The sequence below is a fragment of the Bacillus sp. mrc49 genome (assembly GCF_002803435.1).
The window spans coordinates 301,060-316,659 of the sequence record NZ_PHNG01000688.1 but is presented as its reverse complement, the minus strand read 5'-3'; the positions used below and the strand labels follow the sequence as shown (position 1 = coordinate 316,659).

Annotated in this window: 14 protein-coding genes; 2 read left to right on the top strand and 12 right to left on the bottom strand. The window is 40.9% G+C overall.

Annotation, left to right across the window (positions count from 1 at the left end; all coding sequences use genetic code 11):
• Positions 1-92: 92 nt before the first annotated feature.
• From CVN76_RS12815 to CVN76_RS12795, 5 genes are all read right to left on the bottom strand, one after another.
• The gene (locus CVN76_RS12815) at positions 93-1,970 is read right to left on the bottom strand and encodes an ABC-F family ATP-binding cassette domain-containing protein (protein WP_100531554.1); all 1,878 of its coding nucleotides are present in this window, start codon (positions 1,968-1,970) and stop codon (positions 93-95) included.
• Complete coding sequence (locus tag CVN76_RS12810) at positions 1,967-2,611, bottom strand: HD domain-containing protein (protein WP_100531553.1); 645 nt, start codon at positions 2,609-2,611, stop codon at positions 1,967-1,969. The genes CVN76_RS12815 and CVN76_RS12810 overlap by 4 nt, the downstream gene beginning before the upstream one ends.
• Positions 2,612-2,664: 53 nt before the next feature.
• The gene (locus tag CVN76_RS12805) at positions 2,665-3,510 is read right to left on the bottom strand and encodes a DegV family protein (RefSeq protein WP_100531552.1); all 846 of its coding nucleotides are present in this window, start codon (positions 3,508-3,510) and stop codon (positions 2,665-2,667) included.
• 113 nt (positions 3,511-3,623) lie between these two features.
• Positions 3,624-4,100, bottom strand: a complete 477-nt coding sequence (locus tag CVN76_RS12800) for a glutathione peroxidase (RefSeq protein WP_100531551.1) — start codon at positions 4,098-4,100, stop codon at positions 3,624-3,626.
• Positions 4,101-4,184: 84 nt separating this feature from the next.
• A complete protein-coding gene (locus CVN76_RS12795; protein WP_100531550.1) occupies positions 4,185-4,718 on the bottom strand; it encodes a hypothetical protein in 534 nt (177 codons plus the stop codon).
• Positions 4,719-4,880: 162 nt separating this feature from the next.
• Between CVN76_RS12795 and metA the strand changes: the two genes are divergently transcribed.
• Positions 4,881-5,789: a homoserine O-acetyltransferase MetA gene (metA, locus tag CVN76_RS12790; protein ID WP_100531549.1), complete on the top strand. Its 909-nt coding sequence runs from the start codon at positions 4,881-4,883 to the stop codon at positions 5,787-5,789.
• Between the two features lie 115 nt (positions 5,790-5,904).
• On the opposite strand, the gene CVN76_RS12785 is transcribed toward metA, so the two are convergent.
• From CVN76_RS12785 to CVN76_RS12750, 7 genes are all read right to left on the bottom strand, one after another.
• Positions 5,905-6,600, bottom strand: coding sequence for an AIM24 family protein (locus tag CVN76_RS12785; protein ID WP_061140401.1), 696 nt, complete (start codon positions 6,598-6,600; stop codon positions 5,905-5,907).
• Positions 6,600-7,295: a class I SAM-dependent methyltransferase gene (locus tag CVN76_RS12780; RefSeq protein ID WP_100531548.1), complete on the bottom strand. Its 696-nt coding sequence runs from the start codon at positions 7,293-7,295 to the stop codon at positions 6,600-6,602. The genes CVN76_RS12785 and CVN76_RS12780 overlap by 1 nt, the downstream gene beginning before the upstream one ends.
• A gap of 558 nt (positions 7,296-7,853) precedes the next feature.
• Complete coding sequence (locus CVN76_RS12770) at positions 7,854-8,852, bottom strand: NADP-dependent oxidoreductase (protein WP_100531546.1); 999 nt, start codon at positions 8,850-8,852, stop codon at positions 7,854-7,856.
• Positions 8,853-8,884: 32 nt separating this feature from the next.
• The gene (locus tag CVN76_RS12765) at positions 8,885-9,220 is read right to left on the bottom strand and encodes an ArsR/SmtB family transcription factor (RefSeq protein ID WP_100531545.1); all 336 of its coding nucleotides are present in this window, start codon (positions 9,218-9,220) and stop codon (positions 8,885-8,887) included.
• A gap of 527 nt (positions 9,221-9,747) precedes the next feature.
• A complete protein-coding gene (locus tag CVN76_RS12760; RefSeq protein ID WP_100531544.1) occupies positions 9,748-10,572 on the bottom strand; it encodes an SAM-dependent methyltransferase in 825 nt (274 codons plus the stop codon).
• A gap of 391 nt (positions 10,573-10,963) precedes the next feature.
• Complete coding sequence (locus tag CVN76_RS12755; RefSeq protein ID WP_100531543.1) at positions 10,964-11,701, bottom strand: class I SAM-dependent methyltransferase; 738 nt, start codon at positions 11,699-11,701, stop codon at positions 10,964-10,966.
• 352 nt (positions 11,702-12,053) lie between these two features.
• Entirely contained in the window at positions 12,054-13,097 is a 1,044-nt protein-coding gene (locus CVN76_RS12750) for a LacI family DNA-binding transcriptional regulator (protein ID WP_100531542.1), read from the bottom strand.
• A 912-nt stretch (positions 13,098-14,009) separates the two neighbouring features.
• Between CVN76_RS12750 and CVN76_RS12745 the strand changes: the two genes are divergently transcribed.
• Positions 14,010-15,581 (top strand): APC family permease, encoded by a 1,572-nt coding sequence (locus CVN76_RS12745; RefSeq protein ID WP_100531541.1) that lies wholly within the window; start codon positions 14,010-14,012, stop codon positions 15,579-15,581.
• Positions 15,582-15,600 lie beyond the last annotated feature (19 nt).

The window sequence follows — 15,600 nt, the reverse complement described above, 5'->3', positions numbered from 1 at the left end:
AGATATTATCACAACGGCTCCAGTTTCTCATGCAATTGGGGTTGACGAAAAAAAAGACTGACCCCAGCTTTCTCCCTTGGGCCAGTCCCCGCTTATTCTTCTTCCAATTTTCCCGCTAGATACGTCCATCTTTCCAGCATATGCTCCAGTTTTTCCGTTAATTCCTTTTCTTCTTCAAGCAGAAGGCGGACTTGTTCAAAATCGCTCCCGGCTGATGACATGTCTGTCGTGATGTCTTTCAGGCGCAGCTCGACTTGCTCCATGTTCCCCTCTATCTCTTCCCATTCCTTACTTTCGGCATAGGTCAGCTTTTTCTTTTTCTTTTCTGTCCGGTTCGGCTGAGGCTCAGGCGCTTTTACCGGTGCGGCCTCTTCCGTCTTTTCTTCCAAGAACTCTGAGTAATTCCCATAATAGAAATCGATTTCCCCTTTTTTCTTGAAAACAAGAAGCTGATGGCACGTCTTATCAAGGAAATACCGATCATGTGATACGGTGATGACGACACCTGAAAACGTTTCTAGATAATCTTCAAGTACCGTTAAGGTTTGCGTGTCCAGGTCATTCGTCGGTTCATCCAATAGCAGCACATTAGGTGCCCCCATCAATATATTCAGGAGATATAATCGCCTTTTTTCGCCACCGGAAAGCTTGCGGATCGGTGTTCCATGAGATCCCATCGGAAAGAGGAACCTTTCAAGCATCTGTGCGGCGGAAATGAAGCTTCCATCTTTAAGGGCGATCGAATCGGCCGTTTCGCGAATATACTCGATCATGCGGAGGTTCTCATCCATATCGGCGCTTTCCTGGGTATAGTAGCCGATTTTAACGGTTTGCCCCATTTCCACATTTCCTTCATCTATTGGCTCCCGTCCGGCCAATATATTCAACAGGGTCGATTTCCCACTGCCATTATTGCCGACGATGCCAATTCGATCTCCTGGCTTGAAGAGGAAGGAAAACCGGCTGATAATGGACTGATCTCCAAAGGATTTAGAGATATCTTGCAGCTCCAGTACCTTCTTTCCAAGTCGGGCGCCACTCAATTCCATTTCCAGGCTCTCCGTTTTTTGCTTATCCTTCACACCCGATTCCAACGTTTCAAAGCGCTGGATACGTGCCTTTTGCTTCGTTGTACGTGCCTTTGCACCTTTACGGATCCAGGCCAGCTCTTTCTTGAATAAACTTTCTTTTTTCGACCTCTCGGCGGATTCGTTCTCTTCACGGATGGCTTTGGACTCTAAATAATCTGCATAATTTCCTTTGTATTCGAAAAGCTGCGTTTGAGCAATTTCCCAAATTTTATTGGAAATACGATCAAGAAAATAGCGATCATGGGTTACGAATAAAACCGACTTCTGGTATTTCCCCAAGTATTCTTCCAGCCAAGTGATGCTTTCGAAATCAAGATGGTTGGTAGGCTCATCCAAAATCAGTAAATCAGGGGTTTCAATCAATGTTTTTGCCAGAGCCGCACGTTTTTTTTGGCCACCTGACAGCTCCCCCAGCTTCCTTGAGTGATCTGGAAGGCCAAGCTTGGTCAGTATCGTTCTGGCATTGGCACTCGTATCCCAGGCGCCAAGCGTGTCCATATCCTGTTGCTGTTTTAACAACCGATCCTGCACAGCGCCATTCTGTGGGTCCAGCTGGAGTTGAACCAACGTTTTTTCGTACTCCTTAATCAACGAGAATACCGGAGTTGAGCTTTCATACATATATTCCATGATCGTCATTTTCTCATCAAAATGCGGATCTTGCGAAAGATAAGAAATCGTGTAATCATTGGGGTGATCCTTCGTTCCCAGATCACTATCTTCCAATCCGGCAATGATATTCAACAATGTCGATTTACCGGTGCCGTTAATACCCACGATCCCGATTCTTTCCCCTTCAGTGATGGAAAAAGACACATCCTTAAAAAGGAGTTTCTCCCCTTGCGTTTTCATTACATGTTCCATGCTAAAAACTTTCATAAGCGTACATCCCATTCCTTATAAAATTCCTTTAAATATCCAACCATATATTCATGTCTTTCACTAGCAATCTTCTTCGCCGTACTTGTATTAAGCATATCTTTCAAGCTCAGTAATTTTTCATAAAAGTGATGAACGGAAGAACTTTTCCCCTTCCTGTACTCCATCTTGGACATATTTTCCCTTACCGGCAGCTCGGGATCATACATGGGCTGTCCCTTCTTCCCCCCAAAAGCAAATGTCCTGGCAATCCCGATGGCGCCAATTGCATCGAGGCGATCGGCATCCTGAACGATTTCAGCCTCGATGGAAGGCAGCTTCAGCTGCCCGGAACTATACGAAATGGTGCGGATGATCTCTTGAATGGCCTTAACACGATCTTCATCCAGCTTTAATTCCTGCAACCAAGCGTCCAGCTTGCCCCACGCTGCATCAACATCGTCGTTTAACTTATCATCCGGGATATCATGAAGGAGTGCGGCCATTTCAATGATGAACACATTCCCCCTTTTTTCTTCTTTTGCAATATGTAAAGCCAGCTTCCGAACACGATCGATATGGAACCAATCATGGCCGCTGGCATCTAAATTCAATTGATCATAAACATATTTCTCCGTTAAACCGATCATCTTTTGCTTCATATCACCACTCCATGTCCTTTCCATTTTACCATGGTTCTCAGTATAGTTGTGCTTTAATCTTCATTGAACCAACTCAGTCCAATCGTCTGTTCCCCGGTATGGACGCCTATCGCACTGCCAAGCGGTGATATATGGGAAATGATGTGGGGACATTCTTCAGAAATCCGTTTTTTCCATTTAAGGGCCTCTTCCAGCATCTCACCATATAAGATGGTGCACTCTTTTACTTTTCCCGTTTCGACGGATCGGTAAAGATCCGAGAAAATCAGCTTTTCCGCTTTTTTTAGATTTCGAGGCTTCGACTTAGTCTGAAGCAAACCGTGCTCGATCGAAATGATCGGCTTGAAGCTCAAAAGACTTCCAAGAATATATTGTGTGTTCGTTAGCCTCCCGCTGCGATGGAGCTGATCCAAAGAACCGATTACAACATAGGTTTCATGGTTATCCGCATACACCCTCGTTTTCGCAAAGGCTTTTTCGATGGAAAGCCCTTCATTCATATATTGCATCAGCCTTTTCAAGATCAAGATCATCGGAAAGGAGATAAGTAACGTATCAAATACGTCAACGGGAATCGTAACCATTTGGCCAGCTTGCCTGCTTGCAGAAACGGTCCCGCTCAATTCACCTGAAAGGTGGACAGCTATGATCCGATCATAATCTTTTTCCAGTTCCTTATACAATGCATGGAATCTGCCGACCGATGGCTGTGAAGTCGTTGCGTTTATTTTTTCCTCCCGCATCCTCCGGTATAGCTCTTCAGGTAAAAGGTCGACACCGTCTTCATATTCCTTTCCATCGATGATGACGACCATCGGAACGACGTAAACATGTTCATTCATTGATAAATCTTCGTCCAAAGTTCCCGTACTGTCCGTTACCCATGCGATTCGCTCCATCGTTTCCCCCCCTAGTTATATCCCACTCCAACTAATTCATTAGAAAAAGGAACTGCGGTGCACAAAAAGAGCTCAACAGAACATGCTCTTTCTGATGAACTCGATTTGATTTTTCATAATAATTTTTTTATATCGCTTTCAAGCTCCAATGGTTTTGTTTTGGGTGCGTAGCGACTGATGATATTTCCTTCACGATCGATCAAGAACTTCGTGAAATTCCACTTTATCGATTTCGACCCCATCAATCCTGGAGCATTTTCAGCCAGATAGCTGAATAATGGATGAGCCTCCTTTCCATTGACATTCACTTTTGCAAACATCGGGAAGGTGACGCCATGATTCAGTTTACAATATGAATCGATTTCCAAATCATCTCCTGGCTCCTGGTTCAAAAACTGATTGCACGGAAACCCAAGGATGACCAATCCCTGTCCTTCATATTGTACATACAGGCTTTGCAAATCATTATACTGTGGCGAAAAACCGCATTTGCTTGCGGTATTCACTATAATCATTACTTTGCCTCTGTATTCTTCAAGCGAGATGGTTTCGCCATTTATTTTATTGACCTTAAATTCATATATGGACATGTATGATCTCCCCCTATGGTATGATGCTGTCATTTTACCGTATATAGAGGTGCATTTACCAATTTTACTATTCTGCTTTACCCATTATTCCTGAATCTTCACTACTTGTATGGATTGTATCAAATACTCCACCATATCTTCCAAGTCTTCCATTTGTTCTTCTTTCACAAGTCTTCCGAAAGAAACCTTGCAAACAGTAGAATAATCGGGCTTCTCCTTTTTACGAACCGTTTTGCTGGTCTTGAAAGTTATGATTCTCTGATCTCCCCATATTCTTTCCAACTGGTTCAAAAGCTCTTGGGCTATCACTTCATCAAGCTTTGCCGGGATGGAGATGAAAATATCGACCGTGCATCCGGTATGAGTTTCATTAATATGGCCTTCAAGTAACTCTGCACTTAGGTTCTCGATTCCAGCGTGTATCTCGATTGCACCGCTAATGGAAATGGGCGCCACGGATTGCTTCAATTCCAGCCCAATCTTATAGGTTCTGGACATGGTAGAGAGATTCACGATATCATCACGGCTTATGACTGTTATGTCGCCGACGAAATCACGGTCATAAACCGCTCCTTCCAATACCACTTTCATGTTTTCAAATGCTGTAGGATCAAACAATCTCCATACACCTCCGACTTCTTGCGTTTATTATCGTCATCCCATTTTACCATTAACGGGCCATTTCCTTCTCCGATTTACAACAAATTATTAAAATAGCTTTTCTATTCGATAATTTTCTATATAATTAAAATATTATGATTTTGGTGAAGGAGGATAAACATGCCAATCAGAATACCGGAACAACTGCCGGCTAAGGAGATTTTAGAACAGGAAAATATCTTTGTGATGGATGAGGAGAGAGCTACCAAGCAGGAAATCCGCCCATTGAATATATTGATCTTGAACCTGATGCCTGAGAAAGAAAAAACAGAGGCTCAGTTACTGCGCTTTCTTGGCAATACTCCGATTCAAGTAAATATTTCATTCCTGCGCTTGAGCACTCACGAATCAAAAAACACAAGCAAATTTCACTTGGATCAGTTTTACAAATCCTTTGATGATATAAGGACAAAGCGATTCGACGGCATGATCATTACAGGCGCCCCCGTCGAGAAGCTGAAATTCTCTGACGTGAATTATTGGGAAGAACTGCAAAGCATCATGGACTGGTCCTCAAAAAATGTTACATCCACCTTACATATCTGTTGGGGAGCCCAAGCTGCCCTGTACCATCATTATGGGATAGGCAAATACGAGCTGCCGGAGAAATGCTTTGGCATTTACAGGCATGAGGTACTTGAACCAAAAGAAAATCTCGTCCGCGGGTTCGATGATTTTTTCATGGCTCCTCATTCACGCTATACGGATATTGACTATCAAAAGCTTATCAGCATTGCCGAATTGAAGATTTTGGCTCAATCCGATCAAGCCGGTGTTTTGATTGCCGCTTCAAGCGATGGCAAAAGAATCATGGTGACCGGCCATTTCGAATATGATGCCGAAACCCTCGGTGACGAGTACAGGCGCGATAGGGAACGAGGGGTCGATACGCAGCTGCCTGAAAATTATTTTCCTGATGATGACCCTTCGAAGGTCCCGCTTCACCGCTGGAAGAGCCATTGCAGCCTGATGTTCTCTAATTGGCTCAACTATTATGTCTACCAGTCTACTCCCTATGAGTGGGATTGAAAGAGAAAGGGAAAGGTTGGTTATGCTTTTACTAGGTAGTTTTTTCTTCGGGCAGCCCCTTTCATATATCTCTTGGGAAACAAAAAAACCTGAGTTTTTACCCAGGTTTTTTGTTTCATGACTCTTTATTGCCGAAATAAACCTCTTCATAAGGTTGGACAACCACGAAACCCCGACCATTGAATTTCATTTGGACGGATTCGCCGCTTCCCCGTCCGAAAAACGACTTTAATGAAACATCTGTCACGAATTCAGGCTGGAGATCCCCGGACCAGGCAACAGTGGCGTTCGGGTCCGTATAAACCGGATTACCAGGTTCCACAATTAACGTAAGCGGTTCATAATGGGAAGTGAATGCCACCATCCCTTTCCCCTCGAGCCTGACATTGAATAATCCCCCCGCCAGTAAACCGGCAATGCGCCGCATCATTTTTATATCCCATTGAATGCCCGGTTCAAAGGCGAGTAAATCATTTCCGTTGACACAGATGGATTCGCCATTCAACTGTAAAATTGAAATTTTCTTCCCCTGGTCCGCGACATATAGCTTGCCGGTTCCGGTCGCTTTCATTAAAGATGCACCCTCGCCAGTTAACGCTTTTTTGAAGAGCTTACCTAAACCATGCTCCAAGATTCCTTCCCGTTCGAATTTAATCTGTCCCCGATAAGATACCATCGTCCCCATTTTTGCCCAGATTTGCTCTTCCAGGTTGATTTCCAGAATTCGTTCCGTTTCTAACTCGAATAAGCCCTGCCCTTTATCCTGCTGCTTCGTCTTTTCGACGAATTGATATATTTGATACTTCTCCATCACTCTGCCACCTCTTTTTGAAGGAGGAATAACCACATGAACGATACCGCTTGCTTTAAATCCTTCGAGAAATGTCCTAGTTTAGTATAGTCGACCCCTCTTTTCGCTACTCCGGTATCAGCGACCGTTTTCCATCCCATTTCCGTTGCCATTTTTTCGAATTCCCATGGCAGCATGGTATTCATGATCACTTCGTCCCCTAATAACCGTTGATAACTGAAATGTTTCCGCGGTTCCGCTGTCGGACCAAGTATCCCGAAACAAACATGCCCCCCGGGCTTCATGATCCGCCAGATTTCCTTCATCACGGTTAAAGGTTCACCCGTGTATTCCAACGAATTAATGACCATTGCCGCATCCATTTCTTCATCGTTGAATGGCAGGTTAGTAAAATCTCCTTGAAGAAATGATAGATTGGGATGATTGGCCGTTTTCCCTTTTGCAAATTCTATCATGACACTTGATAAATCGACGCCAATCACTTCAAATCCCGCTTCTGCAAGTTTTAATGAGCCCACTCCATCTCCACAGCCTATGTCGGCCACTTTCAGACCCGATTGCACATAGCCGGAAATAAACGGAATAATATTTTTCCGGCTACCCGTCCCCCACATTTCTTGCGAATTCTTCACCCACATAGGCGCAAAGTCATCCCATTCCTTTTTCGATTCCTTATGCCAAGTATGTATATTCATCGAAAAAACTCCCTTCCAGCCACCAGACCTTAAAATAATTTCAGAAACACACACAAAACTAGGCTATCGCCCATCATTGACTCACAAAATACAAGGGCCTGATTATAACTATTCTGTTTCTCATCAATAAAACCTTTTTTTAGAGGCATTATCATAAATGGAAAAAATATGTCTGAAAGGGCCTCGTGGGGTTTCTTTTTCTTTACCTTGGAATATGGGAAGTGGTTTAATCAAAAAAAACTTATCGATCGTTTTAGGAGCTGAGAAAACCGTTATTATCATAAGCATCTTAAAAATAAAGATTAATAGGAAGGTTGTTATTTTACGAAACGATTGAACGGAAGTGCGAGACTCCCGTGCGGGCAGCGGTATAGGCGAGACCTCACCGCCCGTCCTCTGGATAAGCGAACATGGCAGGAAATTTAACCACACCGCATTACTTGGTGAATAGCAACAAAGTATGCGAAACAGCCATTGTGAATACAATCCATTGGGATCAAACATTCTACAAGATGGATTTTTATGGTTAAAGGCAACATGCGCTATTGAATGAAAACGCTACCTGATTTTTAAAATTATTTTTCCTTTAGCCCTTCCCGACTCCGCATATTCCATCGCTTTTTGAGCATCATTAAATGGAAATACCTTATCGATTATCGGTTTGATTTTACCAGACTCAATAAAGTTGGCTATCGCACTCAATTGATCTCCGCTTGGTTTCATAAACAAAAACGAATACTGAACATTATGTTTTTTTTCAAGTGCAGTAAGTTTCTTACTTGCTGCTATAAACAATACTTTTTTAAATAATCCTGAACCATATTCTTTAGCGAAACGAGCATTTGGCATTCCTGAAACGGAAACAATTTTCCCTCCATCTTTTATAACCTCGAAAGATTTTTCAAGAGTATTGCCACCAAGTGTATCAAAGACCGCATCGTAATTTTTCAGGATGTCTTCAAATTTTTCTGTCTTGTAATTAATTATTACATCTGCACCAAGAGATTTCACTAAATTCATGCCGGCATCACTGGCAGTCGTGGCAACAGTGGCACCCATTAGTTTTGCCAGCTGAATGGCAAAGGTACCGACTCCGCCAGCCCCAGCTTGGATCAAAATCTTTTGTCCTTTTTGTAATTGCAGGATGTCATGTAAGGCTTGATACGAGGTTAAGCCAACCAATGGGATGGATGCCGCTTCCTCAAAGCTCAAATTATGAGGTTTCAAGGCCGTATCATTTTCATGAATTGAAATAAATTCGGCAAAAGTTCCGATGTTACTCTTACGTGGACGTGCATATATTTCATCGCCGACTTTAAAGCGGGTCACCTTTGCTCCAACCTTCGTCACGACCCCAGAAAAATCATTACCCAAAATAAGCGGCATTTTATACTTTATTAACAATTTCACTTTCCCATCTCGTATCTTGAAATCAATAGGATTAATGCTAGCTGCATGAATTTCTGCGAGTACCTCATATTCACCGATGTCTGGTGTGGACATTTCTGCCAGACGAAGTGGGGCTTTCCCGTATTTATCAATAACCATTGCTTTCATTGCCTATACCTCCAAATAATGATGCGATACTTTCAATAAAACTCCAGCATAAACTTATCAATATCCATCATTAGTGTTTTTAATAAATCTAATTTTGTCCGTACATTAATATAATAAAAATTTTTCGTGCCCTCTTTACGCATTAAAATAACACCGGCATCCCTTAATATCTTAAGATGATGCGATACCGCTGGACGGGAAAGATGCGTTTGTTCAGTGATTTCCCCTACACGCAAACCTGTTTCACAGTCCGTTCCCATTAAAACCAACAAGATGGACTGCCGTGTTTCATCGCCAATCGCCATAAGCACTTTTTGACAATTAATAAAATCTTCTCTAATAATATTTAGTTGGTCGTATTTATTCATTTAAATATTTGCCTCCAATAAACAGTTCAATCGTTTAAGTTGACGAACCATATCATTGATACAACGATATAATAATATTGTATTCTGTGCAATATTGGGAAAGTAAATCGAGACGGATCAAATCTTAGTAGCGGAAGATCATAAACTTTACTTTCAGTGACCAAGATAAGGAATCCATGTTTGATGAGTCTATTGTCACGATATGTATTGAACCGTTATCTGTCTTTTAGTGCAGAGATGACACAACCTTATGCGCTAAAAAAGGCACTAAAAAGTGCCCGATGTTCTCAGCTTCAATTATTAAAAATAAAGGGTTCCTTGTATTGTCCGCCTTTGACTTGTTTACTGTGAAATCTGCCAGCACCATTCGCATAAGGGAGATGATAGAGCACTTTCCCTTATCATTGAATTTGCGCAAACAATGCAATAAAATAGACAATCAAAGCTTCTTAGAGAATCATTTTTGTTTCCTTTTTTCACGAAGACAAAAGATAAAAAAATCCTTATTATCCCTGGTTCATAATGGTTTACTCAGCACAAATAATGAAACTATTTAATGAATGATCATTACCATCTGAAGTGTTCATCAATTCATAATAACCAGTTATCAACGTTTGGATCATCGGAGGCACTTTAATAAAATCTGCACGGATGCCATTTGCATAGCTTTTTTCCCATCGTCCGTCTTGCAATAAGCTTGCATCGACTGTAAGTTGTTTGACCACTTCAAAATTTGCTTGTTGGAGCAGCCGTTGAATTTGCGTTTTATGAAAAAGGTTTTGGATATTCCCATCATTCTTTACGAAGTTTGAATGCAAGGCTTGGATGGAAACTGCAAAAAAATGGGAACGTTGCGTACTGCAAGTAAAATCGAGATCCCATTCTGCAAAGCATATATGTTTTGCCAATCCTCGGATTTTTTTAAAATAATTCAATAAATCTTCCGGCTGCTTGAAATACCATGAACAATGGGAAAATACCGCCACGTCAAATGGTATGGTTGCTTCAAAAAGGTCAAAATCCATTTCCAAATGGAAGTCAATCCGTTCTCCTAGTGGAGATTTCTTAATACGTCCAGTTGCTTGACCTACTGTTAATGGTGCTCCGTAATCGGGACCAGCAATATCTAATGCGACAACTCTTCCGTTTTCTCCTACTGCGTCTGCGATTGCAACGGTTGTATCTCCTTGACCACATCCTAATTCCAATACACGCATTCCTTTTTGGATCCCAAAAGCTTCGACTAATTCCATTCGGTGCTGCAACTGAACTTGTTGTATCAAATCTTCTTCAAATAGTTGATAGTTGGATAAAAAAGATCTTGTTTTTTCATTTAATTGAAATGACTTCAAATATCATTCACCCCACATTTGTTGTGTATTGATTCAGCAATGAAAAGGCTGCCTCAGTAACCTTCCTTATTGATGTAATGCACGAGTTCGCTCATTAATGTTATAAGTGATAAGGGAAACTTGATATTCACTACTGATAACCTTGATACCGCCATTTCACAAGCTTCCAGTCTCGTTACCAGATCATCTTCAAGATTACTGCAATTACCCATTTCATTAAAATAATCACATGGTTTACTTACAAACTTACTTATTCGCAGGATTTCATTCTCCTTGGATAAATTTATTGATACTATTAATGAAATATACATTTCGTAAGATTGTCTAAAGAATCATACGTTAAAAAGGCCGCCAATTGGCAGCCTTTTTAAGGCGGTAAGGTACTGTTCGTTCATTCAACCTTTACTGCCGAGATGATTAGGAACATAGGTCTTCGGTTTTCCTCTTTCATTTCAGGAACAGTTTTTAACATTTCATCAGAAGGCATAGGTTCCTTTACTGCGCTTATGCTGAACCCCGCACCAATCAAGTCATTTATATATGTCGAAATCGTTCGATGATATTTTACAACGTTATCAGTTAAGAAGGTTGTTTCCCGTACCCCTTCCGATTGATAGTTATCCACTGGCCAATGAAGACGATTTCCTTGTTCATCGAAATACCAATCCTGATCGTTTCGAGAAGTAAAGATTGGATGTTCAACTGAAAAAACAAAAGTCCCCCCAGGCTTTAGGCAATCATAGACCTTTTTGCTGATTGCTTCATACGACTTAATGTAGTGAAAAGCCAACGAGCTTACAACTACATCAAATGTAGAGTCCGAAAAAATGATGTCTTCAATTGGCATTTCAATATATGAAATGAAAGGGTCATCTGTTTTTTCACGGGCTTTTTGAAGCATTTTAGCAGAAATATCTACACCTATCACAGAACTTGCTTGTTGTTCGCGAGCAAATCGGCAATGCCAACCGAAACCGCAGCCCAAATCAAGTATACTTTTATTTCGCAGTTCTGGTAATAGCTTTTTTAATACATGCCATTCTCCAGCAGCTTCAAGACCTTTGATTGATCGCGGCATTTGTTCATATGCAGAAAAGAAATCAGGATTATCGTATTTGTTTTGCTTCATTATATATACATCTCCAATATTTTAAAATGGCCTCCTAAGATTAATAACAATCTATTTCAGGAGGCTATCCATCTTCTTCTTACCATATCTTTCACCTCAATATTTTTGATAAGTCTCTACCTAAATCATAACAGATGCATGGACATGTAATCCAGGTTGCTTCATGCAACAGGTGAAGCAACCTGCAAGCAATTTTCAACGGTCATGCAAGGTTTCCTAGGAATGGACTACAAAGAAAAACGATAAAAATCTTCTTATTTAAAATGGAATGCATCATCAATGAAAAATCCCACGTTCAAAACGCAGCGAGCCGGCTGCCCTCTTATAAAGCTAACGCATATCGCAGCTCTGTTTAGTTAGTCAGCATCATCGCTGTTCGCTTGATCGATTTGCATGAATGCCTCTCCACAAAGTGATGCGGAATGATAGACCCAGTCGAAGCATCTCCAGTTTGCAGCTTCTGAATGATGCTTATAGCTGCCTGATATCCTAAATCGAAAATATTTATATCTACAGAAGTCAATCCATGGAATGATGGTTCAGGGAAAAGAACCTGATTGAAGCTGACGATTGATATTTCCTCAGGAGTCCGTAGGCCCATTTCCCGTAGAGAATGCACAACGCCAAGTGCCAAAAAATCATCACTCATTACCAAAGCAGTTGGTGGTTCGTCGATTGATAGGATTCTTTTCGCAGCGGCTTGTCCACCTTCATGTGAAAAATCCTCATGTATGATATATTCCCCGCTTAGGACGATACCAGCCCTTTTCAATGCACGTTCGTATCCAAATAAACGATCTAAAGTCTTGACAAAGGTTAAATCGTCGCCAATGAATCCAATTCTTTCATGTCCTAATTGAATAAGGTAATCTGTTGCTTGTTCGGCAGCCAAGACATTATCGTTATCTACATACGTGATCTCTTCAATGAAATCATATGGTTTTCCAATACTGACGAACGGAAAGGCCCTATCTCGTAAATAGGTGAGAATATGATCATTCATCCTTGAATACAAAAGGATGACCCCATCCACTATTCCCCCTTGAACCATCTTCACGACTCCCTCATAGATTTCATCTTCCGTTTTCCCAGTGCTTAATAACAGGGAGTACTGCTCTTTTTGAGCCCCTTCACTAAGACCCTGGAGAATGGCAGGGAAAAATAGATTTTGATAAAAAACGTTTGACGAACTTGGTAGGACCAGGCCAATGATTCTGGTTGATCGTTTGGCAAGACTTCGAGCTATAAAGTTTGGATGATATCCTAACCTTTCCATTATCTTTCGAACACGCACCTTTGTTTTTTCGCTTATACGAGGATCATTCGAAATCACTCGAGAAACCGTTGATGGAGCAACATTCGCCCTTTGTGCCACTTCTTTTATCGTGATGGCCATGCGCTGTTTCCCCTCTCCCCTCTTTAACATTTATATAAAAAGATGAATCAATAAAATCTTCTCTAACTGGAAGTGTCATTTATTTTCGTGTGAATAACATGTAAATACTTTATATCGTTTATCTTATTCAAAAAATTTCAATATTTCAATCTCTTTTTTATGCAAAATAAATAAAAAAGTTTCACACCCTATAGCATAAAATTCTTCATTAATGCACTCTGGCTAAACTTTTTGCACACTCGAATCACTAAACGCACGCGTGACATACCTTAACTCAAATAAAAAATCTGCTACGAAGCCCTTAAGAGTAAATCAACCCTTTTCCTGCATGAAGGAAGCAGTTTTGTTAAAAGATCCATTACCGGAGGAGGGTTTCATGACCATCATGCCCCGCTTTGAAGGGCTTGGAACGAAACTTTTTCGCTCATTTGCTGCTTTTTAGAATGAGCGCCCGCCAAACCAGACGTTAACCTAAGCAAGATAAAACAGTACCCAGTGAAGGGGAAAACATGCCATTCGCTAGTTCTCTTCCGAGGGCTTTGTTGCCTGTATGGGGCATTGTGTATGTCTTTACTCAATGAATGAACTATGTCACGGTTTAGTTTTTCGAATTTTCGAAAATTAGCATTGCGAAATTTCGGCAAATCAAATAAAATCATTTTAAGGTAATTACTCTTTTATTACCTTAAAAATACCAACTGAGTTATTGCTTATGGATTAAGCTAAAAGATCCTAATGGTTAAATAAAATGATGTTCGACCCATTAAGGATAGTTAGTTTCCAGCGTATTAACTAATAAATTTGAAAGGAGTTAGAGAACATCATTAAAATATTCATCGTTCATGTGTATAAGAATCATTATGCTAGTTACAGGGAAAATCAATATACCCCATTTAAGAGAGAGGGAAATTCATGAATCAAGAGCAATATTTGAAGAAAAAAATGGGATTTTGGTCACTTACTGCACTATCTCTTGGAGGAATCATTGGATCGAGTTGGCTTTTTGGACCATGGAATACAGCAAAAATGGCTGGACCAGCTGCAATAATGTCTTGGGTTATTGCTGCATTCGTCATCACTCTAATAGCTCTTGTTTATGCTGAATTAGCAAGGGTAAGACCAGAAACCGGGGGGTTAGGCCGTTATCCCCTCTATTCCCACGGAAGATTGCTTGCTACAGTGACTAGTTATTCTATTTGGCTTGGTTACTGTGCCACTGCACCCGTTGAATCATCTGGAGTCATTCAATATGCCAATGAATTCTGGCCAGGCCTATATGATATATCCAAGGAACAACTAACGACAACGGGAATTCTGGCAGCTACTGTCCTAATGGTATTCTTTGTTGTGGTGAATTATTTTGGAGTCAAATTATTTGCAGTCACGAACACCATTATTACCACTATTAAATTTTTAGTACCTGTCTTAACCATCATTGCTTTTTTTATGACAGGTTTTCATGAAGAGAATTATACAAGTCATGGATTCGCCCCCAATGGATATGGCGCAGGATTAAGCGCAATCTTAACTAGCGGTATATTTTTTGCCTATACCGGATTTGGGAATGTCGTAATGATGAGTGGCGAGGTGGTAAACCCGAGGCGGAATATTCCGCTTGCTCTTATCACATCACTGGGAGTCTCAGCCATTTTATATGCTTTACTTCAAATCGTTTTTATAGGGGCCGTGCCCCCTGAAATGCTGGCTAATGGTTGGAGCGGAATTAAATTCGACTCTCCATTTGCGAATTTAGCACTTATGGCGAATATGGTTTGGTTGTCTTGGACCATAACAGCAGACGCAATGATTTCACCAACCGGATCAGCGCTAGCCTATACTGCTGGAACTTCAAGACATGTCTTTGGGATGGCTAAAAGTCGATTCCTCCCATCTTATTTCGGAACGATCAATAAAAAATTTGGAGTTCCAACACGTGCACTTACCCTCAATTTTCTTATTGGGCTGCTTTTCTTATTTCCTTTAAAGAGTTGGACTGCCATTGTAGCCATTGTCGGATCAATCGGTATTTTCAAATATGCTTCAGCATGCGTCACAGTAATGGTGTTTCGTAAGGTTGGGTTAACTAAAGACAACGGTATCCCAGGCATGAATTTCATTGCTCCTTTAGCTTTTGTTTTTGCCACTCTTCTTATTTATTGGACAAATTGGAGTAGGATTCAACTTGCCATTTGGGGATTAGCGATTGGAATTGTCGGATATTTAATCACTCATTTTATCAATAAACATAAATCGATAGAAATCATCGGTGGAATCTATCTGGTTATTTATATTTTGATGCTCGTCGGTGTTTCATCAATCGGAAATTTTGGTGGCAAGGGTATTATTCCAGAGCCATTCATGTCTTACATCGTGGCAATAATCGGATTCGTTTTTTACTACTTCGCTGTTTATAACGGTGTATGGTATATGCGAAACAAAGGGAACATTCAAGAATTGCAAGATATGGATAACACCGATAGTTGAATAAATTTGATATTACAAA

Bases quoted from the DNA above. Each gene is read 5' to 3' on its own strand.
- CVN76_RS12800 (WP_100531551.1), bottom strand. From the start codon at position 4,100: ATGTCCATATATGAATTTAAGGTCAATAAAATAAATGGCGAAACCATC.
- CVN76_RS12785 (WP_061140401.1), bottom strand. From the start codon at position 6,600: ATGGAGAAGTATCAAATATATCAATTCGTCGAAAAGACGAAGCAGCAG.
- CVN76_RS12805 (WP_100531552.1), bottom strand. From the start codon at position 3,510: ATGGAGCGAATCGCATGGGTAACGGACAGTACGGGAACTTTGGACGAA.
- CVN76_RS12765 (WP_100531545.1), bottom strand. From the start codon at position 9,220: ATGAATAAATACGACCAACTAAATATTATTAGAGAAGATTTTATTAAT.
- CVN76_RS12780 (WP_100531548.1), bottom strand. From the start codon at position 7,295: ATGAATATACATACTTGGCATAAGGAATCGAAAAAGGAATGGGATGAC.
- CVN76_RS12770 (WP_100531546.1), bottom strand. From the start codon at position 8,852: ATGAAAGCAATGGTTATTGATAAATACGGGAAAGCCCCACTTCGTCTG.
- CVN76_RS12750 (WP_100531542.1), bottom strand. From the start codon at position 13,097: ATGGCCATCACGATAAAAGAAGTGGCACAAAGGGCGAATGTTGCTCCA.
- CVN76_RS12745 (WP_100531541.1), top strand. From the start codon at position 14,010: ATGAATCAAGAGCAATATTTGAAGAAAAAAATGGGATTTTGGTCACTT.
- metA (WP_100531549.1), top strand. From the start codon at position 4,881: ATGCCAATCAGAATACCGGAACAACTGCCGGCTAAGGAGATTTTAGAA.
- CVN76_RS12810 (WP_100531553.1), bottom strand. From the start codon at position 2,611: ATGAAGCAAAAGATGATCGGTTTAACGGAGAAATATGTTTATGATCAA.
- CVN76_RS12755 (WP_100531543.1), bottom strand. From the start codon at position 11,701: ATGAAGCAAAACAAATACGATAATCCTGATTTCTTTTCTGCATATGAA.
- CVN76_RS12815 (WP_100531554.1), bottom strand. From the start codon at position 1,970: ATGAAAGTTTTTAGCATGGAACATGTAATGAAAACGCAAGGGGAGAAA.